Genomic DNA, 21205 nt, shown 5'->3' with positions numbered 1-21205 from the left:
AGGCATATTTTTGAGGTCGCCAAATCTTTTGATTTGGCTTTTAGTAAAATAATATAAAACAAAATGCAAAAGATTTGGCTTCTGGATAATCCGAAAGGTAATCGCTTATTTTCAGCCCTACTTCTTTTATACGAAACGTTAGGCACTATTTAAACAAAAACGAATCGTAAGCCAAAAACATTTTAAATTGATAAACAAAGCTTATAAAATTACAGGAATAATTATTCAAAAATTATCGTTTCCAATAATATTCCTATTGGTTTCTTTCATTTTTTTGTCTTGTACCAATAATGATAGTGAAACTTTGTTTGTTCAAAAAATAGAAGGTAATAATTTACTTATTGTCGATTACAGTGTTTGGTACGGAAGAGATGGACATACATCAGGAAGAACATTAATGAAATCAGTTGATGACTTTAATTTTCGTGATATTGAAAGTTTGCCATTAGATTATATTAACGATATAAAGGCAAATAAAATAAGCTCTGTAAAATTAAAAAAATCAGGTTCTGAACCAAAAAACCAAAACGGAATTGAAAAAATCAATTTCTCAAATCTACAAATAGTAACTAAATATTATAGTAAGACATACGACACCCAAAACTGTATGTTGAATAAATATTATTTCACTTCTTTTAATGAGACAAAAGACAGCTTAACTTTGTTTGGATTGAAAAGAGAATATGGTAATAATTATAAAAATATGGAGGAAATAAAAATCAAAAAAGGTAATATTAAAATTTTATCTGACTCACTTAATAATGTTATAAGATTGGAAATTACTGACTTGAATTTTATAGAAGAATTTGCTTGTCTGTCGACTTCATATATGATTCCCATATCAAAAATTAATGAAGATAAATTTTCAGACTTTGGATTTTTTAAAAAAGTGGAGAAATAAAAACAGTGCCTAACACCGTATATAGCTCATAGCTTGGCAGTTGCTTAATCAAAATTAAAGCATATTTGGAAAGTCGCCAAATTTTTAAATTTGACAACTTTCCAATAAAAAAATAAGTAGTAAATTTAAAATTTGGCTTATTCTTAAACCGAAAATAATCGCTAATTTAGACGCTACGAGCCATATACAAAACCGTTAGCAACAATATGAAAAATCAACTCTTAATATTATTATTTTTTATTTCACTTTTCAGTTGTAGTCAAGAAAAAAACTGCTCGGATTTTAAAACGGGGACTTTTAAGTATGTAGATAGTAATCATCCAAACTGGATTATAGTTAGGAATGATTCAATCCAAGTGGAGAAAGAGAAAAAAACCAATATTGAATTACAAGGTAGACTCAAATGGAAATCAGATTGTGAATATTCTTTAACTTATACAAAAATATCTGACTCATCTAATTCCGAATTAATCGGTGAAAAAATAAATGTGACGATAATTAATATTACTGATGATATAATAGAATATGAAGCTGAAATGAATGACAAAGTAGTAATATCGAAAATGCAAAAAATCAAATAGATCAAATACTGTTGCTAACACTGTATAAAAAAAATAGGGCAAGCAAGTGCTAAACCCAATGTTTCAGGCATATTTGCAAGGTCGCCAAATCTTTTGATTTGGCTTTAGAACAAAAATATAAAACAAAATACAAAAGATTTGGCTTGTTGATAATCCGAAAGGAAATTGCTTATTTTCAGCCCTACTTCTTTTATACTAAACGTTGTGCGCCAGCTAAAAATAATAAGAGCTATCTTGGTATTTAAAAAAAAGAACAATGGAAAAAGTAAATAATGAGAAGTGGTATAACAATTCTACAATAGTAGATACACTATTATTCATCTTACCTCCAGTCGGAATGTATGGACTATATAAAACCGAAAATTTAAAATCTAATATCAATAAGATTTTATACGGAATTCTCGGGTTTATTTCTCTTTTATTAACAAGCATCTATCTGATTAATCTCTGAAAATAAAAGGCAGACAAGAAAACTATTTTGAAATGGAAAATTCCAAATCGAAAATAATTAAAGAAATTGCGTAGGAACTGGATTGCGGTAATGACTGTTATTACAACTCTAAAACTGACGAAATTATAGCAATACCAAGTTTTACAATCATTTTGGACGATGAAGCATTTATGGAATGTTTTGGACGAGACTTGGGAAAAGTCGAGAAAAATAAATCGGATTTAATTAAAATTGAGGTTTTGGAAAACTTCGAATCCTTTAAAATAATGGAACATTTTGTTTACCAAATTTCGGACAAACAATTTCAAGCGGAATTGGAAAATATATTGGAACAGAAAAAACCTTTTCAGAACTTTAAGAACAGAATCGACAACTCGGATTATAGGCAAAACTGGTTTGACTTTAAACAAATCGAGCTGGAGAAAATAGTAGAAACGCAATTAAACCGAGGAATAGCCAGCGCACAACAATGTGTATAAGCAATGGCTTGTTCCCGCCTACTTGGAAATTCCTGCGGAATTTCCAATGGCAAGTACCTGTTTGCAATTGTCCGTGACGTCCCACGCCACTGCTCATACACCAAACGTTGCCACACATTTGAAAAAAAGAAACGATGATATGATTATTGGTAAAAAAATCTTGCTATTTTTCTGTATCTTCTTACTTATAAGTTGTAATTCTTATAAAAATTTTATGGGTAAGACTTATTACGCTTATAAAGTCAACGAAAAAAAATATTATAAGATTACTTTTGAGGATTCAACATATACACTTTTTGATGACAGATGTTTTGATTCCCACTTCGGAATATGGAAATTAAAAAAGAAAACTATAATTCTTTTCGACGATGACTTTGGAGGAATGATTTATGATTCCATAAAAAAAATCAGTAAAAAAGCAGATACTTTAACTCTGAAAAATAAAAATTTAATTTTTGTGAATAGAGATATTCTAACTCCGAATAAAAAATTAGATTCTATATTTGATTATTGTGAGAATGAAGTAATAATTAAACCTGTTTGTATTCAACGCTCCGAATAAACTCATTAAAAAAAACGTGTGGCAACACTGTGTATAATGCATTGCTTCTGATTTTCCTTTCGGAAAATCCTCGCAAGCATTTAATTTGTTTCTTTTTTCCATATCTTTAGTTTTAAATTCACGCAACGACATCATACACAAAACCGTTGTGCGGCATACAAGAAAAGCCAACCGCAAAAACAGCACATTTGGTTTTTGCCGACCCGAAAGCCCAAATCTGAAAAAACCAAAAGAGTTGTTTTTTGCCAACGCTCTAAAAAACGTAACTATATTTATAATAATGTAGTATGTAATCCTATATTTGCAACTACATAATAACAGAAATCTAATACAATGGATAATTCTGAACTGAAAAAAGACCGATTTAAAAGAGTTGCTTCTAGAAGAGTTGACAATATTCTGAAAGGAATAAGAAGTCTTTCCAAATGCTCAAATGTCAATAACTATGAATACAACGAAGAAGACTTGAATAAAATGGTCAAGGCGATTAAGGAAGAACTAAAAACAATGGAAACTTTATATAAAAAGAATCTAAAGAGCAACACCGAATCATTCAATTTTTAATATGGAAGAAATTTTTAAAGAGCTGATTTTGGCATATACCCCAAAGAAAGTAACCAACATTCTCATAAAGATTGGAGCAAGTAAAATGCTCTGGGAAAATGTAGGTAAACGGAGAAATAACCTAGCAACAATCAATATTGGAACTGACCCAGCAGCTGGAGTAACTGAAAGAATTACAAACGCAATAGACGCTGTGTTAGAAAAAGAATGGAAAAATCAGGGAGAACCAGAAGGGTTTCGTTCTCCAAGAAAAGCAGCTGAAAATTGGTTTGGTATTGAAGATGGAAAAATTTCCAAAATAAAATCTGCAAGAGATAAGAAAATTGATGATTTATCGGATAAAGTTCAAGTCACATTGTATGATTCTGGAAAGGAATCTAAACCTACTGTAGAAATACGTGATAAAGGCATAGGATTAGAACCTGAAGATTTCTCAAAGACAATTTTAGACCTTAACGGAAGTAACAAGATTGGAAAACTTCATTTGATGGGTGCATTTGGACAAGGCGGTTCAACAGCACTAGCATACAATAATTATACAATCATTATTTCAAAACCTTATTTAAAAAAAGATGAACGAAAGAAAAGTAAAGTTTCATTTACTATCGTTCGAATAAACCCTGGTGATATTGATAAGGATAAACACGAATGGTATGAGTATATGGTCGACAGAACAACTGGACAACCATTCACAGCAGAAATAGATGATGAGACTTTTGAGCCTGGAACTTTAGTTCGTCACGTATTAATGGATTTGGGAAAATATAGTGGTAGTATGACTGCACCACAAAGAGGTCTTTGGTATTTAGCTCATAATTATATGTTTGACCCAGTTATCCCATTTACTATTTCTGACCGCAGAAAAGGGAAAACGGATAACAGAACCGTTACTGGAAATAACAGACTACTTACATATACGGAAAACAGAGAATATCACAATCAAGTTACCTTAACATTTAAAACTGGTAAGGTTACAATTTATTGGTGGGTTCTGAACACGTTAGGAAAGGACCCAAGAGAAAGAATTAAACATTACGCAAGTGTTTCAAACCCAATTGTTATAACTCATAACGGTCAAAAGCAAGGAACTTTAGGAAACGGCCTTATTAAAAACGACTTAAAACTGCCTTATCTAGACAGGTATTTAATAGTTCACATAGAAACTGATTATCTTGACAATGATTCTAAAAGACAATTGTTTAGTAGCACAAGAGAATCTTTAAAAGATACTTCAATTGTAGAAGAATTGAAGAAACTAACTGTTGATACTTTAAAAGAAGATGATAGACTCCAACTACTTGACAAGGAAAGAAAACAGCGATATTTTACGAAAGATGATACGCAGGTACTAGATAGCTTAAAGAAAAGATTAGCTAGAAGGATAAACACTTATCTACAAAATACAGGTAGCGGGACTTCTGTAACAACTTCAACAGTTGGTGAAAGCTCACCAACAAAAAAATTACCTGAAATTCCATTTGAAGACCCACCAACTTTCTTTGAAATAACTAGTAGTTCACCAAAAGAAGTTTATGCAAATAAGTCATTTTCAATAAAGTTCAGTACTGACGCTTATCCTAACTATGTCAAACAACCAGAAACGTTTGCGGCCTTTATCGAACCTCAGTCTATTGGTTCATATCAGGGGACTGCAAATTTGAAAAACGGTTATGGAATTGCCTATTTTAAAACTAATGAAGATGTTGAAATTGGTGACAAAGGAAAAATAACATTGGAGTTGAGACCTATAGGACAAAGGTCTTTTTCTGATTCAGTTGAAATAGAAATTGTTGAAAGACCTGAAAATTCGGGTGATGATGGTAAAGGTAAAAACAAATCTCCAAATATTAGGGTTGATTTTATTGGTGAGGACCATCCGTTTTTTGAAGAAAACAATTGGAATGAGCATAGCGTTGCAAGTGTTGTTAGTGACCAAGACGAAGTAGTGATTTATGTGTCAGAAGAAAATAAGAACCTCCAAAGACTTGTTGAACGTGCACAACGAAAAAATGAAGATGCTGTTCAAAACATTAAAAACAAATATTTAGAACATATTTCTTTTCACGCTTTTGTGCTTGACAAAAACAACCCTGAAACCATATTAACAAAAGATGATGACGAAATACCTACTGAATCATATGAGAAAATCAAAGAATCTGAATTAAGGAATGCGAGTGAAACTGTGTGCGGAATGATTAATGATTTCTTTGAATCGATAATCATTGAAAGTGTTGAACTTGAAAATGTTGAAATATGATTGAAGAGAAAGTTTTTGTAACTCCTTGGGCTGATAAAAGAGATTCAGACCCTTTACATTCTCTTTGTTCTTATTTGGGAGCATTCCCTCCGTCATTAGCTAATTATTTCATTAAATATTTTACAGATGAAAATGATTTAGTATTTGACCCTTTTTCAGGGCGAGGGACAACAATTCTAGAAAGTAGATTATTAAATAGAAAATCTTTTGGTTCTGACCTAAACCCAATTGCATTGGCCTTAAGCAAGGCTAAAAGTCACTTCCTTAAAAAAAGTGATGTTATCTCTAGAATTGATGATTTAGAGAGTGAATATGACTACGCACTTTATCTTCCAGAGGCACAAGCAGAATCGGATGAAATTCATTTAATTTTTCATCAAGGCACGATTGCTCAACTTTGTTATTTAAAAGATGAACTTTTAACATCTTCCTGCAAAATAGACCAATTTTTAATTGGTGCAGTTTTGGGTATTATGCACGGTGGAGAAAGAAAAGACGGAACTTCTGGATATCTTTCCATAAGTATGCCGAATACTTTCAGTATGTCGCCTGAATATGTTAGACGTTTTGTCCAAACCAAAGAACTGAAACGTGTAAACCGTAATGTCTTTGATATTTTAAAAGAAAAAGTTGAAAGAATATTTGGCAAACATAAATCGCCAAAACAGGAAGCATTTATTACCGAATGTGATGCTAAAGAAATTTCAAAATCAGAAGAACTAAAAAAATATCAAGGAAAAGTAGATTTATTACTTACTTCTCCACCCTATTTGGGAATTGTAAATTATGCCAAACAAAATTGGATTCGTTCTTGGTTTTTAAATTCTGACCCAATCGAAATTTCAGAAAAATTAGATGATGATTTGAATATTAACCAATGGGTTCAATTTTCAAAAAAAACATTGACTGAATTTAAAAAAGTGCTCAAACCTGATGGCGTAGCTGTTTTTGTTATTGGAGATGTCGCAAAGTCTAAAGATAGTGTGATTCCATTAGCTCGAGATTTTGCCTTAATGGTAAAGGAAAATAAACTATTTAAAAATGTTTGGATATTTTCAGATTACATTCAAGGTGTAGACAAAACAACACGGATTTGGGGGGAGACAAAAGGGAAAGCAACTGCAACAGATAGAATTGTAATCCTTTCAGATATTAACCCATTAGAGAACAACAACCGATTGAATGGGAAATCAGTTCTGACTTATGAAATGATTAAAGAAAGTACAAAACATTTTATGGGCGCTAAAGTATGAAAGGGAAATCAAAATTATTAATATTAGACGATTGGTATGAAGAATTTGAACCAGGCACATACGTTGAAGACACTTTAGAAAGGACAATTATTGCCCGCTCTGAAGATGTGTTCCCAGAATATTATACATTACCTCTAAAAAAAACTATTGAGTATAATGGTGAATCAAGTCAACCAGACCTATGTCTAATTAAAAAAGACTACAGTAGATGGTATGTTATTGAAGTTGAACTTGCTAAAAAACCATTTAAAGGGCACACAGAAACGCAAATACGAGTATTTTCAAATGGAAGATATAATGCTACAGAAATTTCAACTTATCTAGTTAGTAAAAACTCTGATTTATGTGAGAATAGTTTAAAAAAATTAATCCTTCAAGATGACCCAGGAGTATTGGTAATGGTAGATGAATATCCCAAATGGGCAGATGAAGCGAAGAGTTATCCAAGGACAGGTATTTTAGTATTTGGTATGTTCGACCATCCTGATGGTGTTGAAGCTTACAGAATAGACGGAGAGTACCCTATAATTGAAATTGCTCGATCAAGATGTAAGTTCCCTAAATATCCTGCTAATATGCTAATTGTATCTTCACCCAAAATACTAAATATTGATAATGGCGAAGAAATAATTCTCATAGATAATGGAAGGAAAACTAAATGGGAAAGGCTTAACTCTGGTAATACCACATATTTAATTCCAAAAGGACAAAACCCATTAAATATCAATAAGAAATACTTTCTTATAAAATCAGATAATAGTGAGTATTACATTAAAGAAAACTAGGTAATATGGAAAATCTAAACTTAACTTTTACAGCAAATATTGCTGAATCTTACAAACGATTATCATATAAGCTTTGGTACGCATTAGCCGAATATATTGATAACTCAACACAAGCCTATGAAGAAAACAAGGAAGAGCTAGACGAACAACTAGAACTAGATGGGGAGTCTTTGTTCGTTGACATAGAATATTTTAGAGGGGAAAATTTATCTGATGATTATTTCGAAATTAAAGACAATTCTATTGGAATGAACGAAGAAGTGTTAAGAAGAGCTTTTAACACTGGTCAAAAACCAGAAATAAACACTGGTAGAAGCAAGTACGGGTTAGGACTTAAAACTTCTTCCTTTTGGTTAGGTGATAAATGGTCTGTTACTACAAGTCGTCTAGGAAATAGCAAAGAATATAAGATAACTGTAGACATACGAAAAATTGAAAATGGCAATATTTCTCTTGAAATTGAAGAAAATGAAGTTGATAAAGAATCACATTACACTAATATTCGTATTTGGGACTTGCATAGACGTTTTGTCGGTAGAACATTATCAAAAGTAAGGTCATATTTATCTTCAATTTACCGCTATGATTTACTATCGGAAAAACTGGAAATAAAATGGATGGATAAATTTCTAACTTGGAAAAATTTAGATAACCTATTAGTAGAGAATTTTGAAGGAGAAAGAACAAAAAAAGAATTTGATTTTATTGTTGATGGAAAGCCTGTAAAAGGTTGGGCAGGGGTTTTAAACAGAGGAGACAGAGGTCAAGCAGGTTTTGCTTTAGTACAATCAGAAAGGGTAATAAATACAAATTATCGACCAAGTGAAATTTTTGGTGAACAAGATGGTGGTAGAAATGATTTAGTAAATCAAAGACTAATTGGAGAAATTTTTATTGATGGATTTGATGTTAGCCACACAAAAGATCAAATACTCTGGTCTGGTGAACAAGAAGAAGAACTAGAAAATAAACTTAAAGAAGAAGTAAAAGAATTAGTCAGAATAGCTCTAACTAGAAGAGTTCGAGAATCTGTTGATATATCAGATGTTAAAGCCATTGAGGTTGCACTCGGGAATTTGCATCACGAAATGGAAAATGAAGTTGCCATAGATTTAATAGAGAATATTGAGATACCACCAGAAATTGCATTAGAAAAAGCTAATGATTTCTTACTTGAAGCCGTCATAAACCGAATATCCGAACCTGTTGTTATAAAACTTGGCAGTTTGCTTGTCAAGCTTTATACTGATGAAGATATGTCACCATTTGACCCTTATGTTATATCTGATTCTGCCGCTCAAAAAAAGGATAATTACGAATTAATCGTAGTCTTTAACCCTAATCATCCTCATTGGCAAGAAATAAAAGATGACAACGGTGTTTTGGTATTTTTAAGACACGTAGTTTATGACGGAGTTTCTGAATGGAAAGCTTGGAACAAGACAGGAAGTATTGGCCACGATACGGTTAAATTTATTAAGGACAACTTATTAAGAATACCGTTTGAAATTGAAAAAGAACGTAATGAAAAGGAATCACGAGAATAATCGTGAATAATTTACCTACGCTAAAAGCCATACACATTTTCAATTCGCACCAGCCCTCGCTGCAACCAAAAATTGCAAAAGAGTATGTCTTTGCCAACGCTGACAGACGGACGAAAAAGAAGTACGACCGCACAACAATGGCTATACGTAATGCGGGCTAAAGTACTAATATGAGAGTAATTACATTAAATAAACTAACAGCTAAACGGAAAGTGAAGTGCTTTGAAATCCCGCACTACGCATAGCCGAGCCCGTTGGCAACAACTATGAAAAAAATCCTGCTTATAATATTAATTGGAATTTCTAATTTGACTTTTGCTCAAATTGGAACAAACTTGAGCGGAAAAATAGTAGACGAAAAACTGAATTGTCTATTTGGAGTAAAAATCACGAATCTGAATAACGGAACGGAATCTATATCTGACCAAAATGGTCGTTATGAAATAAACGCAACGGAAAATGATACTCTGGAATTTCAAATGATTGGACTGACAACGGACAAAATAAAAATTGAAAAGCCGACTCAAACTCTGAATTTGATAATGATGGATAAAGATGTGAATTGTTTGGGAGCTATTTGGACAGAAAAACAATACCGCAAAGCATATCGCAGAATTGAAAAACGACTAAAAAAACTATATAAAACAGCGGAAAAACAAAACGTTTGGAAAAATAGCAGTTGCCAACACCGGCTATAGTTCATTGCGGCGGAATTTCCATTCGGAAATTCCTGCGTGTTTGCAATGTTTGGTTTACGGCGGAATAGTTCTGCCGAACCATTCCGCAACGAAACCATAGCCGAAACCGTTACCACCAATTTGAATGAAGCGTATTTTAATAAACATATTACTAATTCTAATTGTTGGATTATTCCAAGATACATTTGCGCAGGAATCGGAATCGAAAGTCGGAAAAGTAAAAGTTGTAAAATATCGAGATACTAATGACAAATTTACGGAATCGACTACTGACAAAACTCTTGCGTATTTGAATAAAAGAAAACACGATATTTTAATTACAAATAAAAAGGATACAACTCTATTGAAAACTGACTCTCTTGGAATTTTTAAAATCCCAAATAAATATTTCAATTATTGTAGTATAACCGTAAATCCTAAAACAAAAGACTTAAGAGAAGAATTCTTGTTTATTGAGGGACTTGGCGCAAAAGACAGTCTCGAATTTAAAATTTATGATTACCATATCTCGAACAAAATTGATTCAACTAAAGCACCTGAATTTTATAAAAAATTCAATACTAAAAAGGCTGAACAGGACTTTTTTGCTGGAAATAAAAGATACTTGCTTGGAAATGGAATTAAATACTCAAAGAATTTTATTGAACAATTGGAATTAAAATCTAAAGAGTATGGATTTGAAATTGAGTATCCCGAAAAAATGTCTGGAACTTTGGAGGAACATCGAATTCTATATAGATATAACGACCGAATGAAAGAATTGCTCGGAATAAAAAACTGGTGGTAACAATGTATAACCGCAATTACGGCGGATTCGACTACGTCCGAATCCACTCGGAATTGCTAACGTCAGTGCTTAACCGAAAATTATTAACTTTAATCCCGTAACTGACGGTTATACGAGACCGTTACCACACATTTGAATGAACATCGACAGCAGAGATAAATTAGAAAAATGGCTCGACCAAAATTATTGGTTTGAAGACGGATTTATATCTGAAATTAATGATTCTAAAAACGGACTTGAAATTATAGTCGGTTATCAAACAGTTGGAACTTATGTAGCAGGAGAAAAGCAGGAATTAAAGGAATTTTGTTTAAAACCAATCGGAATTACTAATTGGACTTATAAAAAAGACCTATTTATACCAACAAAAGAATCTTGTATAAACGGAATTGATTTGACAGAGAACGGACTGGGATTAAAGTTCGATACACCAAATCTATTTGAATTGACTTGTAAATCTTTAGAGATTAGCGAACCTAAAATCACTCAAACCTATACCAAACCTTGGATTAGTAACCGTGAAATTTATATAACAGCAACCGAAAAGGAAGTTCCAACAGTCAATTATTGGATTGAAAAACTTGAAGCATATGGTTTTAAAACAGGTTTTAGATATTTTGCAAGCGAACTTATTCAATCCGAAAAAGTTCCATATCCAGATTATAGTGGATATTTTATCCAAACTCTAAATAAAATAAGTGAAACCCAAAAAGGTTTGTTTTTCAAATTTATCGGTATAGAAAATGGAGAATTACGAATCGGAATTGAAAATGGAGACGAAAATAAAGAGTTGTTTAATTCTGTTCAATTAATAGTTTCAAACTGGAAAAAAACAACAATTAATTCTGGAAATGTAAAATTTACTGGAGAGGAATTTAAGGAATTTTTAGAAAAAGGAAAATATCCTGAACGAATTGAAAAAATGAAAAACGTGTGGTAACACCGTGTATAATTAATGGCTGGTTCTCGCCTACTTACGAAAATCCTCGCGGATTTTCTATTCGGTGTTTATTTGCTAAATTAGGTGCTTAAACACGCCACTAATCATACACAAACCGTTGGGCGCAATTTAAAAAATCGATGAAAGTCAATAAAAAATACTTGATTGAATGATTTTATAAAATCCAAATATTAAATTTGTCGAATTAAATAAACATAGACATTTTATGAGGCAATTCATTCAAAATAAATATTTTCTACTCATCTTTATTGCTATAATCTGGGGTTCTTCTTTTATACTCATAAAAAAAATACTACCAGTATTTGACCCATATCAAATCGGAGCTTTTAGGGCAGGATTGTCAGGCTTGCTTTTGTCATTTATTGGATTCCCAGCTTTGAAAAGAATGTCAAAAAAGGACGTTTTTTGGATTGCTCTATCAGGATTATTTGGTAACTTTTTAGTGGTCTTTATTTTTCCTATTGCACAACAAGGCGTAAGTAGCTCATTGGCAGGCATCATAAATGCATTAGACCCAATATTCACACTCGTTTTAGGAGCAATTCTGTTTGGAATCAGAAATAAAGTTATTCAATATGCTGGTGCAATAATTGGATTTATAGGTGCTATCATTTTAGTTTACTCTTCGAATTCAGAAAATGGCCAAAATCATCTTTATTATACAGTTTTATTAGTTATAGGTTCGGCACTTTATGCCGTTGCCGCACTCATTATTGAAAAAAAATTACATCACATAAAATCGACAGATATATCAACAGGTATTTACACTATTTGGATGGTGCCCTCTCTTTTTATTTTAAGTTTTTCAGGTTTTTTTACAGACTTTGATTACAGCCAAAATGAAACATTAACGGCTCTAGGCTATTTAATCTTTCTAACCGTCATTAGCACTACTTTGGTGATGTTTTTGTTTTTCAAACTTGTTCAAGATACCTCTGCGGTTTTTGTAAGTACCATTTCACTTTTATTACCAGTCGTTGCGGTAATTTGGGGAATTTTGGACAAAGAGAAATTTACAGTTTGGTATGCAATCGGTGGATTATTAATTTTGATTAGTGTATATCTCATTAGAGAAAAGAAAAACAAATCATTGGGAAAGGAATAAAAACTGCGCCCAACACCGTATATAACAAATAGCTGCGTCTTTTCTAAACCGGAAATTTTGGTATATTTGAAAAGTAGCCAATTTTTTATTTTTGGCGTTTTAGAAATTTAAAGATAAAAACTTAAAACAAAAAATTGGCTTGTGGCTCAACCGAAAAATTAGCGCTTTTTTGCACGCTACTTGCCATATACAAACACGTTGGCAACAAGCTAAAAAAAACTATGAGAGGAAACGTATTCAACAAATATTTTTTATCTGACTACATAAGTAACGTTAGAAAAGTACTTTCAAAGGAAATAGATTCACTAGAAATAACTGATTCAACTGACTTGTATGTTCTAACAGAAAATCTTGAATTAAAATATACTATTCAACCAATAGAACTACTTGACCCAATTCCTTCAAAACCTAAAGAGACAACAAGAAATGTTCAAAATCATTGGGGAGAGACTTACGAACAAAAAGTTTTTGAAATTTTTGTAAAAATTCCTTTTAACGGACAAAGAGAATTATTTGACTGTTTTCCATCTACATCTGGAATCGTGTATTTAGATAAAGGTGTTAACATTAACAGAAGCGATATAACAGCAACTATAACTCTGGACAATCTAGATGCTACGAAATTTAATTCTGCTGTTTCGAATATAAAATCAGAATTAAATAGAAATATCCCAAGAATAAATAGCGAAATAGAACCTTGGAACAAAGGTTTATCCCAACTAATAACAAGACTTATTGAAAATCGCAAAGGTGTGGTTTCTGAAAAAATGGATTTTATGAAAGCTATAGGATTGAATGTAAATCCTCATTCTGACTCTTTTGTAGCATCAAAACCAGTAGTTAGAAAAAATATTCCAAAACCTGTTTCAGAAACTTCGAAAAGAAAAGACATAACACCTTACTTGCAAGAACAAGTCTATAATGACATCAAAGAAATAATCTATAATGTAGGTAAATCGATAGAAAGAAAACAATCTTTATATAAAGAAAAACACGAAGAAGATTTAAGAGATGTTTTTTTGTTATTTCTTGAGACAAGATATGATTCAACGACTGGTGTTGGGGAAGCTTTTAATAAAAAGGGGAAAACAGATATTTTACTCAAATATGCTAATGACGGAACTAACTTATTTGTTGCAGAATGTAAGTTTTGGAAAGGAAAAAAAAGTCTTTTATCTGCTATTGACCAATTATTAGGCTATTTAACTCATCGTGACTCAAAAACAGCTTTGATGATGTTTGTAAATCAAAATGAGATAACAAGCGTTATGGAAACTGCAAAAAAAGAAATTAAAGAACATACTAATTTTAAAAGATTTGTCAATGATAGTTATGAATCCTCATTTAGTTATGAATTTACCCTACCTGAAGATTCAAAAAAAATTATTCAGATTGAATTAATGTTCTTTCATTTTCCGAAATAAATAAAATAAAGCCAGTTGCCAACACCGTATATAATTTATTGCTAGTTCTAGCCTACTTACGAAAATCCTCGCGGATTTTCTATTCGGTTTTTATTTGCTAAATTAGGTGCTTAAACCACGCAACAAACCATATACAAACACGTTGTGCGCAAGCTAAAAAAATAAATCGCTATATTTAATAATTAAAACAAAGAAACGATGGATAAAGAAAACAATAATAAGTGGTACAACAATCCTACAATAGTAGATACGCTATTGTTCATCTTACCTCCAGTTGGAATGTATGGACTTTATAAAACTGAGGGAATAAAATCCAATTTAAATAAAGTTTTATACGGCTTTCTCGGTTTTATATCTCTTTTAATGGTAGTCATCTATCTTACTTAATCTCCGTGAATATAAGCCAATCCCGAAAACTTTAACGAACAACATAACTCTGATATGAAATGGAAAATTCCAAATCGAATATCATTAAAGAAATTGCGCAGGAATTGGGTTGCGGAAACGACTGTTTTTACAATCCTAGAACGAACGAATTAATAACGATTCCGAATTTTGAAGAAATATTGGATGAAGATGAATTTCGTGAATCTTTTGGAGCTGAATTGAAAAAAGTAACAAAAAACAAAGCGGATTTTATAAAAATCGAGGTTTTAGAAAGTTTCCAGTCTTTTAAAATTATGGAACATTTTATTGTCCAAATTGTGGACAAACAATTTCAATCGGAATTGGAAAATATTTTAGAACGTAAAAAACCATTTCAGAATTTTAAAAACAGAATTGATAACTCGGATTATAGACAAAACTGGTTTGATTTTAAACAAAACGAATTGGAAAATATAGTAGAAACGCAATTAAACTGAGGAAAAGCCAGCGCACAACAACGTATATAGCTCATAGCTAGCTAGTTGCTTAATCGAAGTTAAGGCATATTTGGAAAGTCGCCAAATTTTTAAATTTGACAACTTTCCAATAAACAAGATAAGTAGTAAAATTTAAAATTTGGCTTGTTCTTAAACCGAAAAATAATTGCTAATTTAGACGCTACGAGCCATATACAAAACCGTTACCTGCAAGCTGAAAAACCGAACGAATGAACATTTTACAGAAAACATCAAGAAGAATTATCAAGGTGTCATTTGACGCCTCAGTTTTGACAATTGAATACTTCAGTAAAATGGACAGATACCACCAACAAGTTGACAAATTAAGAAAACTTAAAAACGGAACATTAGGAAAGGAAATCGCAAATTGTTTAGACGACCACAAATTGACTCTTGTGCCTAAGTATGAAAGTCACGATTTAAAGCATGTTCTACTTGACTACAAAATGACAGCAGAAGATGAAATTCGGATGCAGGCATTTATGATTGGAAATGGCAATTACTCTATTCCATCATTTACAATTTTCTTTTTTGGAGCCATTTTACTTCCTGACTTATGGGCGACTTTTTATTCGGACTTTGAAAAAGGAAGACAAACTGTCCCGATCTCAAAATGGACAATTAATGACTTTGCAAACAGACCAATTAATGAATTAAGGACTGAATTGGCTCAACCGACACGACAAAAAATAAACCTATTGAATATGAAACGATTAACTCAATTTGCTGCAATGGCTACAGTATTGGCAGGAGTATTTGGAATGCTATTTTGCCTTCCGTTTTTGTTCTCGTCAAATATGGCTGACTTGGTAGGAGCAGGATTTCCATTTGTTGGCGGTGCGATTTTGGTGGTAGGCGGACTTTTGACTTTATCTAACCTGACGAAAGAAAATAAAGAAAGCCAGCAGGTAACATCGGCTATAGCAAATGCGGGCTGACTGCTTAAAAATGAAGATATTACAACTAAATAAATTTACGGTAGCTGGACAAGAAAGCGGCTTCGAAATCCCGCACTTGCCATAGCCATGGCCGTTGTGCGTAAGTTAACTCAACCGTATGGAAAAACAGAAACTAAATAAGAATGTTGATGAGAGTAACTTAGAACACACTTTTAAGAATATCCTATTACTTGAGAAACTATTTATTTCGGAGATAAAAAAGATTTACGAAATTGAAAGCGGAATAACTGAAATAAACCACTATATAATGTCAATAACCAATAGAGCGATTTCTTTAAATAGAGGTTTCGTTACTCTTGCGGAATCTAATAATTATCAAACCGCAATTTCATTAATGAGATTGCAAATAGATAATTGTTTAAGATTATATGCTTTGAGTTTATATCCTAATTCGAGTGAATTTTATAAAAAAGTACTAAACGGAGAACACATTAGAAATTTAAAAGACCGAGATGGAAATAAAATGACAGACAATTATTTAGTCACAAAAATTAATGAAATTTTCCCTCAATTTAAATCTTTGTATAAAAAGCTTAGTGGACATATTCATTTTTCATCTGAGCATTTCCAATTTAATAACAAGGTCGAAAATGAAACATTATCTGTGTCGGTAGGAAATATTGAAAATTTGACGATTGCAGAAAAAGTAGATTATACATTTAATATGTTTTTGCTTGGAAAAGACCTTTTGTCAATAATCGCTGAATATAGAATGGAAATTACAAACTGAAAAAAACCTACGCACAACAACGTATATAGCTCATAGCTAATTAGTTGCTTAATCAAAGTAAAGGCATATTTGGAAAGTCGCCAAATTTTTAAATTTGACGATTTCCAAAAAAAAGATAAATAGTAAAATTTAAAAATCTGGCTTGTGCTTAATCCGAAAATAAATGTTTAATTTACACGCTACGAGCCATATACACGACCGTTGTGCAACAGTTAAAAAAAATGAAGAAACCGATAGAAATAGCGGGCAATAAATTCACTTTCAAAAAAGATGCTCTTGAATTTTACAAGAAAATTTTAAACTCTTATGAGTTTGGAGAAATCTTAAATTCATCTGATTTTGAGAATGTTTATGGCTTAATTGAAATTCATCCTAAGAAAAAAGAAAAAATTGGCTGTGGGATTGATTATTTCAGAATTGGAACTGCAAAGTATAAAACAAAAAGTTTTGAATTAGTAAGAAAAGATGGAAGTACGGAATTCTTATCATATACCAAACGAATAAATAAACCCAAAAACCAGTTTTCAAGATTTAGAAATGCTTGTCGTCAAGCTATTCAAAACGACTTAATAACCGTAAAACAAAAATTTTTTAAGGAAAATGCAATAAAGAGTAAAGTAAAGTGCCAAGAATCGGGGGAATTACTAACCTATGAAGATTTGAACGTTGATCATAGACAACCAAACACTTTTTCTGTGATTGTGGACAGGTTTATAGAAATTAAAGGTTTAAATGTCAACGAAATTGAATATTTACAAATCGGAGGAGGCCCAAACGAACTCGCAGATAAAGATTTAAAAGCGGAATTTAGAGAATATCATAAAGAAAAGGCTAATTTAAGATTGGTAAAAAGAGAATTAAATTTGAGCAGAGCTCATCAAGGTAGAATTGGAAAAACATCAAAGGACTTAACCATTGAGTAAAAACCATAGCAAAATTAAGAATACTCGCAAACCCCAAAACCGTTGCACAACATTGTATAAGCGTAATGCGGGCTAAAGTGCTAAATTTGAGCGAATTGAATATTAACAAACATATCGGTAAATTGAAAGTGAAGTGCTCCTAATCCCGCACTACGCTTATACTTGCCGTTGCCAAGCATTTGATAAATATATTCTGGACAATCAAACCCGCGATTTCAGGTCAAAAATCCATCGGACACAAAATCCATCCGAATCAGGTGCGGAACTCTAAAAAAGGATAAAGAATTTATCAGCAAAACGCAATCAGGGCGGAATCGAATACTAGAATTTTAAAATTTAAAAGAGAAAAAGCGGCAAAGCGGAGCTCCACAAATCGTGATATAATTGAGCGGCGAAGCGGAATCAGAATAGAGACTGCATATAAAAACGCTTGGCAACAAAAGGCTATAAATAATGCTGCGGCGGGGAATATTCCAAAAGCAATCGTATATTTACGAAGTCGCCAAAACTTTATTTTGGCGCAATACTGAAAATAAGTAAAAAACAAAGCTTTGGCTAAGTGCCTATTTCAAAAACCAGTGTATTTTTGGGCGCACTATTCATAGCCGGGACGTTGCCACACATTTGAAAAAACTACTAAACATAATAACCTTACTTTTGATTCTGACTTCCTGTTCTATCAATAATGGAGTGGTAAAACAGATAAATTCAGAATTCAAAACAAAATATCCTGAAATAAAAAGCTATTCAAAAACTAAATATCAAGAGAAACTTCGAAAACGAATTCTACCAAAATTTTTAAATAATTATAAATTATCTGATTCGAATCTCTATGTTATAGAAACTTTTCAAAACAGAGGTGGACATCACGTAATAACCAAATATCAAACCGTTAAGACCTATTTCTGGCAAGACGGAAAATTAATTGAAGTTTATTATGTAAATGACGACAATGAGTTGCAAATCCAAAAAGAGCAGTCTTGGGGTTCGGAATATCTAATTCCTACATTTAAGTTTATAGAAAAACAATTTGTGAGAAACGACCTTGACTCTATTAGCAGAGTTTCCGAGAATCTTTGGGAACATCAGTTTAGTCACGCTGGAGAATATTTCATAACCGAATTGGACAAAAACTTAAATATTTTGAGGATTATTAAATGTGCGGAATTTGGCGGATTTGAATAAAAACGTGTGGCAACACCGTGTATAGCTCATTGCGGCTGAATTCCTTAATCGGAATTCATTGCAATTTGCTATCTTTCGGCCACGGCGGAAAATCATAGCTGATTTCCCGCAACGAGCCATACACCAAACGTTGCCACCCATTTAAAAAAAATCGAGAGCTATGAAAAAAATTATTTTACTAATGATATTGATTCCTCAATTATCATTTTCACAGGAATTTGAAATTGGACCGATGTTTAATTATGAAAGAACATCTTTTAATATTCCTGATGACTCATTTATAGTCGTTGGAGAATATGGCGGAGAAGGTTCAAGAACTACAGGATATGAAAATAATTTTAGCTTTGGAGTATTTAGCCAATTTTTCCTCGAAGAACGTATTGCGATAGCTGGAGAGTTATTTTATACAAAAACAACATCTACAGAATTGAAAAATGTCGAATTTACCTCAATAAATTTTATCCCTTATGCTTCACTGTCATTAATCAAAAATGGAGAATTATATTTAAATCTCGGGGCGGGAATTGCTTATATGACCAAAACGCCTGATTTTGAAAATGAAGAATTGAATGAAAAAACTAAAAAAGTTGATTTTCCAATTAAACTCGGCTTAAATTATAGATACCCAAAACTTCTAATAATTGATGTCGGAATACATAGTCCGTTTTCAAGAATTGTTGAGGATGAACTTTTAAGAACTGCATATTATATAGGAATTAAAATACCATTAAACCAAATTTTAAATAAATAACGTATGAAAAGATTTACCTTCATTTTATTAATTGCAATTATTTCGACAAATTATATAGTTGCACAAGAAATTACCGTTAACAACAATATTACAATTGACATAAAAAAGGTCAAAAAAGCTCCTACTCTTTTTCATACACAACAGAACGTAAAAGTAAAAGGCGATGGTTTGGAAAAAATAATGATAAAATCAAAAATCAAATCCGAGAATAAAAAGGATGTTGATGTAAACCCATTTTCCTTATTGGATACTGTAAATAAAGTTCGATACCAACTTGTGGAATTTGTCGGTTATAAATCATTTTCAATTGGCGTACCAACTTATCAAGGTAAAGAACTATTAAAAACTAAATTGCTTAATAAACGAGGCCGTCCTTATCAAAGTGTTCCCGATTTTGACCCAAAAATTAAAGACACTTTTGAAGATTATCAATTTGAAGGTTATAAGAATATTACCTGCCAAATAAATTTTGGGACTGATAAAAACCCAATAGTTTCAGGAATATACTATGCACCAATAACAATGAATTCTTTTATTGCTGATGCTTTTTTCGCAATTCAAAAGTTCGATAAGGAACCAGTATTTGAATTATATTATGGAAATGAGAAAGTTGCTGATATTGATATAGATTTGGATTAAAAAATGCAACACGTAACAAAAACGTGTGGCAACACTATATAAAAAAAATAGGGCAAGTAAGTGCTAAACCCAATGTTCAGGCATATTTGCGAGGTCGCCAAATCTTTTGATTTGGCTTTTGGAACAAAAATATAAAACAAAATGCAAAAGATTTGGCTTGTGGATAATCCGAAAGGTAATTGCTTATTTTCAGCCCTACTTCTTTTATACTAACCGTTGCCAGTAATTTGAATGAAAAACGTAAAAACAAAAATATTACTACTTATTTTAATAGCTTTAGTTATTTCTTGCTCGACACAAAAAGGACTGATTAAAAGGGAAAAAACAGAATTTGGAACTGTAAAATTTTATGTTCAGACTGACTTGAACAACGACAATTATGTGGAAACTGAATTGAATGGCGAAAAACCCAACAAACGGATTGTCATAAAAGTTGCGGATTCAGTTTATTACAGTTTTTATTCCGACGAAATTGGCAAGCGTACGAAAAAGAGTAAAAATTCGGTTTATCGATTATTCTACGGAGAAATACCAAAGGAATTAGATGCCCAAATTGCCTATCAAAAATTATCGAAATTAGATTCATTGATATTATCTAAATCGGACAAAATATTAGACTCGCTGAAATGGAATGATTTTAAACGTTGGAATGGAGCAACAGCTTTCAATGAAATAGTCATATATTATCACGGATTCCCTAAAAACGGAAAATTTGAACCATTCTAAACGGAATAAAAACTACTGGCAACACCGTGTATAATTCATTGCTAGTTATAGCC

At 32.0% G+C, this 21205-nt stretch carries 23 protein-coding genes; all 23 read left to right on the top strand.

What is annotated here, in order from left to right; translation table 11 throughout:
• Positions 1–187 precede the first annotated feature (187 nt).
• The 23 genes from QPK98_RS10140 (at position 188) to QPK98_RS10030 (ending at position 21152) form a co-directional block, all read left to right on the top strand.
• Complete coding sequence (locus QPK98_RS10140; protein WP_310993181.1) at positions 188–901, top strand: hypothetical protein; 714 nt, start codon at positions 188–190, stop codon at positions 899–901.
• Positions 902–1107: 206 nt separating this feature from the next.
• The gene (locus QPK98_RS10135) at positions 1108–1482 is read left to right on the top strand and encodes a hypothetical protein (RefSeq protein WP_310993180.1); all 375 of its coding nucleotides are present in this window, start codon (positions 1108–1110) and stop codon (positions 1480–1482) included.
• Positions 1483–2103: 621 nt separating this feature from the next.
• Entirely contained in the window at positions 2104–2412 is a 309-nt protein-coding gene (locus QPK98_RS10130; RefSeq protein WP_310993184.1) for a UPF0158 family protein, read from the top strand.
• On the top strand, positions 2405–2974 hold the full coding sequence (locus QPK98_RS10125; protein WP_310993179.1) for a hypothetical protein: 570 nt from the start codon (positions 2405–2407) through the stop codon (positions 2972–2974). Before QPK98_RS10130 ends, QPK98_RS10125 begins: the two co-directional genes overlap by 8 nt.
• A 333-nt stretch (positions 2975–3307) precedes the next feature.
• Entirely contained in the window at positions 3308–3538 is a 231-nt protein-coding gene (locus QPK98_RS10120) for a hypothetical protein (RefSeq protein ID WP_265953540.1), read from the top strand.
• 1 nt (position 3539) lies between these two features.
• Positions 3540–5795 (top strand): hypothetical protein, encoded by a 2256-nt coding sequence (locus tag QPK98_RS10115; protein ID WP_310993177.1) that lies wholly within the window; start codon positions 3540–3542, stop codon positions 5793–5795.
• Positions 5792–7048, top strand: coding sequence for a DNA methyltransferase (locus tag QPK98_RS10110; protein WP_310993175.1), 1257 nt, complete (start codon positions 5792–5794; stop codon positions 7046–7048). The genes QPK98_RS10115 and QPK98_RS10110 overlap by 4 nt, the downstream gene beginning before the upstream one ends.
• Positions 7045–7833, top strand: a complete 789-nt coding sequence (locus QPK98_RS10105; protein WP_310993174.1) for a hypothetical protein — start codon at positions 7045–7047, stop codon at positions 7831–7833. Before QPK98_RS10110 ends, QPK98_RS10105 begins: the two co-directional genes overlap by 4 nt.
• A gap of 5 nt (positions 7834–7838) precedes the next feature.
• The gene (locus QPK98_RS10100; RefSeq protein ID WP_310993172.1) at positions 7839–9380 is read left to right on the top strand and encodes an ATP-binding protein; all 1542 of its coding nucleotides are present in this window, start codon (positions 7839–7841) and stop codon (positions 9378–9380) included.
• 266 nt (positions 9381–9646) lie between these two features.
• Positions 9647–10078, top strand: a complete 432-nt coding sequence (locus QPK98_RS10095; protein ID WP_310993171.1) for a carboxypeptidase-like regulatory domain-containing protein — start codon at positions 9647–9649, stop codon at positions 10076–10078.
• Between the two features lie 124 nt (positions 10079–10202).
• Positions 10203–10865 (top strand): hypothetical protein, encoded by a 663-nt coding sequence (locus tag QPK98_RS10090; RefSeq protein ID WP_310993170.1) that lies wholly within the window; start codon positions 10203–10205, stop codon positions 10863–10865.
• 136 nt (positions 10866–11001) lie between these two features.
• Complete coding sequence (locus QPK98_RS10085; RefSeq protein ID WP_310993168.1) at positions 11002–11805, top strand: hypothetical protein; 804 nt, start codon at positions 11002–11004, stop codon at positions 11803–11805.
• Between the two features lie 226 nt (positions 11806–12031).
• Positions 12032–12931, top strand: a complete 900-nt coding sequence (locus QPK98_RS10080; RefSeq protein WP_310993167.1) for a DMT family transporter — start codon at positions 12032–12034, stop codon at positions 12929–12931.
• 221 nt (positions 12932–13152) lie between these two features.
• A complete protein-coding gene (locus QPK98_RS10075) occupies positions 13153–14355 on the top strand; it encodes a hypothetical protein (protein ID WP_310993165.1) in 1203 nt (400 codons plus the stop codon).
• A gap of 198 nt (positions 14356–14553) precedes the next feature.
• On the top strand, positions 14554–14742 hold the full coding sequence (locus QPK98_RS10070; RefSeq protein WP_310993164.1) for a hypothetical protein: 189 nt from the start codon (positions 14554–14556) through the stop codon (positions 14740–14742).
• Positions 14743–14801: 59 nt separating this feature from the next.
• Entirely contained in the window at positions 14802–15218 is a 417-nt protein-coding gene (locus QPK98_RS10065) for a UPF0158 family protein (RefSeq protein ID WP_310993162.1), read from the top strand.
• 230 nt (positions 15219–15448) lie between these two features.
• Entirely contained in the window at positions 15449–16177 is a 729-nt protein-coding gene (locus QPK98_RS10060) for a hypothetical protein (RefSeq protein WP_310993160.1), read from the top strand.
• Between the two features lie 118 nt (positions 16178–16295).
• Positions 16296–16928, top strand: coding sequence for a hypothetical protein (locus tag QPK98_RS10055; protein WP_310993159.1), 633 nt, complete (start codon positions 16296–16298; stop codon positions 16926–16928).
• A 221-nt stretch (positions 16929–17149) separates the two neighbouring features.
• Complete coding sequence (locus QPK98_RS10050; protein ID WP_310993158.1) at positions 17150–17851, top strand: DCL family protein; 702 nt, start codon at positions 17150–17152, stop codon at positions 17849–17851.
• 624 nt (positions 17852–18475) lie between these two features.
• On the top strand, positions 18476–19036 hold the full coding sequence (locus tag QPK98_RS10045; RefSeq protein WP_310993155.1) for a hypothetical protein: 561 nt from the start codon (positions 18476–18478) through the stop codon (positions 19034–19036).
• Positions 19037–19196: 160 nt separating this feature from the next.
• The gene (locus QPK98_RS10040; RefSeq protein ID WP_310993153.1) at positions 19197–19787 is read left to right on the top strand and encodes a hypothetical protein; all 591 of its coding nucleotides are present in this window, start codon (positions 19197–19199) and stop codon (positions 19785–19787) included.
• A gap of 3 nt (positions 19788–19790) precedes the next feature.
• Positions 19791–20426: a hypothetical protein gene (locus tag QPK98_RS10035; protein ID WP_310993152.1), complete on the top strand. Its 636-nt coding sequence runs from the start codon at positions 19791–19793 to the stop codon at positions 20424–20426.
• Between the two features lie 231 nt (positions 20427–20657).
• Positions 20658–21152, top strand: coding sequence for a hypothetical protein (locus QPK98_RS10030; protein WP_310993149.1), 495 nt, complete (start codon positions 20658–20660; stop codon positions 21150–21152).
• The last annotated feature ends 53 nt before the right edge of the window (positions 21153–21205 follow it).

Origin of the sequence: Aequorivita marina (genome assembly GCF_031631895.2) — a bacterium.
Taxonomy (GTDB): Bacteria; Bacteroidota; Bacteroidia; order Flavobacteriales; family Flavobacteriaceae; genus Aequorivita; species Aequorivita marina.
Note: the sequence above shows the minus strand (reverse complement) of the source record. Positions and strands in the feature narration are given on the sequence as shown.

What these genes read in the sequence shown, in the direction of transcription:
- QPK98_RS10110 (WP_310993175.1), top strand. Translation starts at nt 5,792, where the DNA reads ATGATTGAAGAGAAAGTTTTTGTAACTCCTTGGGCTGATAAAAGAGAT.
- QPK98_RS10065 (WP_310993162.1), top strand. Translation starts at nt 14,802, where the DNA reads ATGGAAAATTCCAAATCGAATATCATTAAAGAAATTGCGCAGGAATTG.
- QPK98_RS10030 (WP_310993149.1), top strand. Translation starts at nt 20,658, where the DNA reads ATGAAAAACGTAAAAACAAAAATATTACTACTTATTTTAATAGCTTTA.
- QPK98_RS10105 (WP_310993174.1), top strand. Translation starts at nt 7,045, where the DNA reads ATGAAAGGGAAATCAAAATTATTAATATTAGACGATTGGTATGAAGAA.
- QPK98_RS10060 (WP_310993160.1), top strand. Translation starts at nt 15,449, where the DNA reads ATGAACATTTTACAGAAAACATCAAGAAGAATTATCAAGGTGTCATTT.
- QPK98_RS10070 (WP_310993164.1), top strand. Translation starts at nt 14,554, where the DNA reads ATGGATAAAGAAAACAATAATAAGTGGTACAACAATCCTACAATAGTA.
- QPK98_RS10075 (WP_310993165.1), top strand. Translation starts at nt 13,153, where the DNA reads ATGAGAGGAAACGTATTCAACAAATATTTTTTATCTGACTACATAAGT.
- QPK98_RS10035 (WP_310993152.1), top strand. Translation starts at nt 19,791, where the DNA reads ATGAAAAGATTTACCTTCATTTTATTAATTGCAATTATTTCGACAAAT.
- QPK98_RS10100 (WP_310993172.1), top strand. Translation starts at nt 7,839, where the DNA reads ATGGAAAATCTAAACTTAACTTTTACAGCAAATATTGCTGAATCTTAC.
- QPK98_RS10090 (WP_310993170.1), top strand. Translation starts at nt 10,203, where the DNA reads ATGAAGCGTATTTTAATAAACATATTACTAATTCTAATTGTTGGATTA.
- QPK98_RS10055 (WP_310993159.1), top strand. Translation starts at nt 16,296, where the DNA reads ATGGAAAAACAGAAACTAAATAAGAATGTTGATGAGAGTAACTTAGAA.
- QPK98_RS10080 (WP_310993167.1), top strand. Translation starts at nt 12,032, where the DNA reads ATGAGGCAATTCATTCAAAATAAATATTTTCTACTCATCTTTATTGCT.
- QPK98_RS10040 (WP_310993153.1), top strand. Translation starts at nt 19,197, where the DNA reads ATGAAAAAAATTATTTTACTAATGATATTGATTCCTCAATTATCATTT.
- QPK98_RS10130 (WP_310993184.1), top strand. Translation starts at nt 2,104, where the DNA reads ATGGAATGTTTTGGACGAGACTTGGGAAAAGTCGAGAAAAATAAATCG.
- QPK98_RS10050 (WP_310993158.1), top strand. Translation starts at nt 17,150, where the DNA reads ATGAAGAAACCGATAGAAATAGCGGGCAATAAATTCACTTTCAAAAAA.
- QPK98_RS10135 (WP_310993180.1), top strand. Translation starts at nt 1,108, where the DNA reads ATGAAAAATCAACTCTTAATATTATTATTTTTTATTTCACTTTTCAGT.
- QPK98_RS10115 (WP_310993177.1), top strand. Translation starts at nt 3,540, where the DNA reads ATGGAAGAAATTTTTAAAGAGCTGATTTTGGCATATACCCCAAAGAAA.
- QPK98_RS10095 (WP_310993171.1), top strand. Translation starts at nt 9,647, where the DNA reads ATGAAAAAAATCCTGCTTATAATATTAATTGGAATTTCTAATTTGACT.
- QPK98_RS10085 (WP_310993168.1), top strand. Translation starts at nt 11,002, where the DNA reads ATGAACATCGACAGCAGAGATAAATTAGAAAAATGGCTCGACCAAAAT.
- QPK98_RS10120 (WP_265953540.1), top strand. Translation starts at nt 3,308, where the DNA reads ATGGATAATTCTGAACTGAAAAAAGACCGATTTAAAAGAGTTGCTTCT.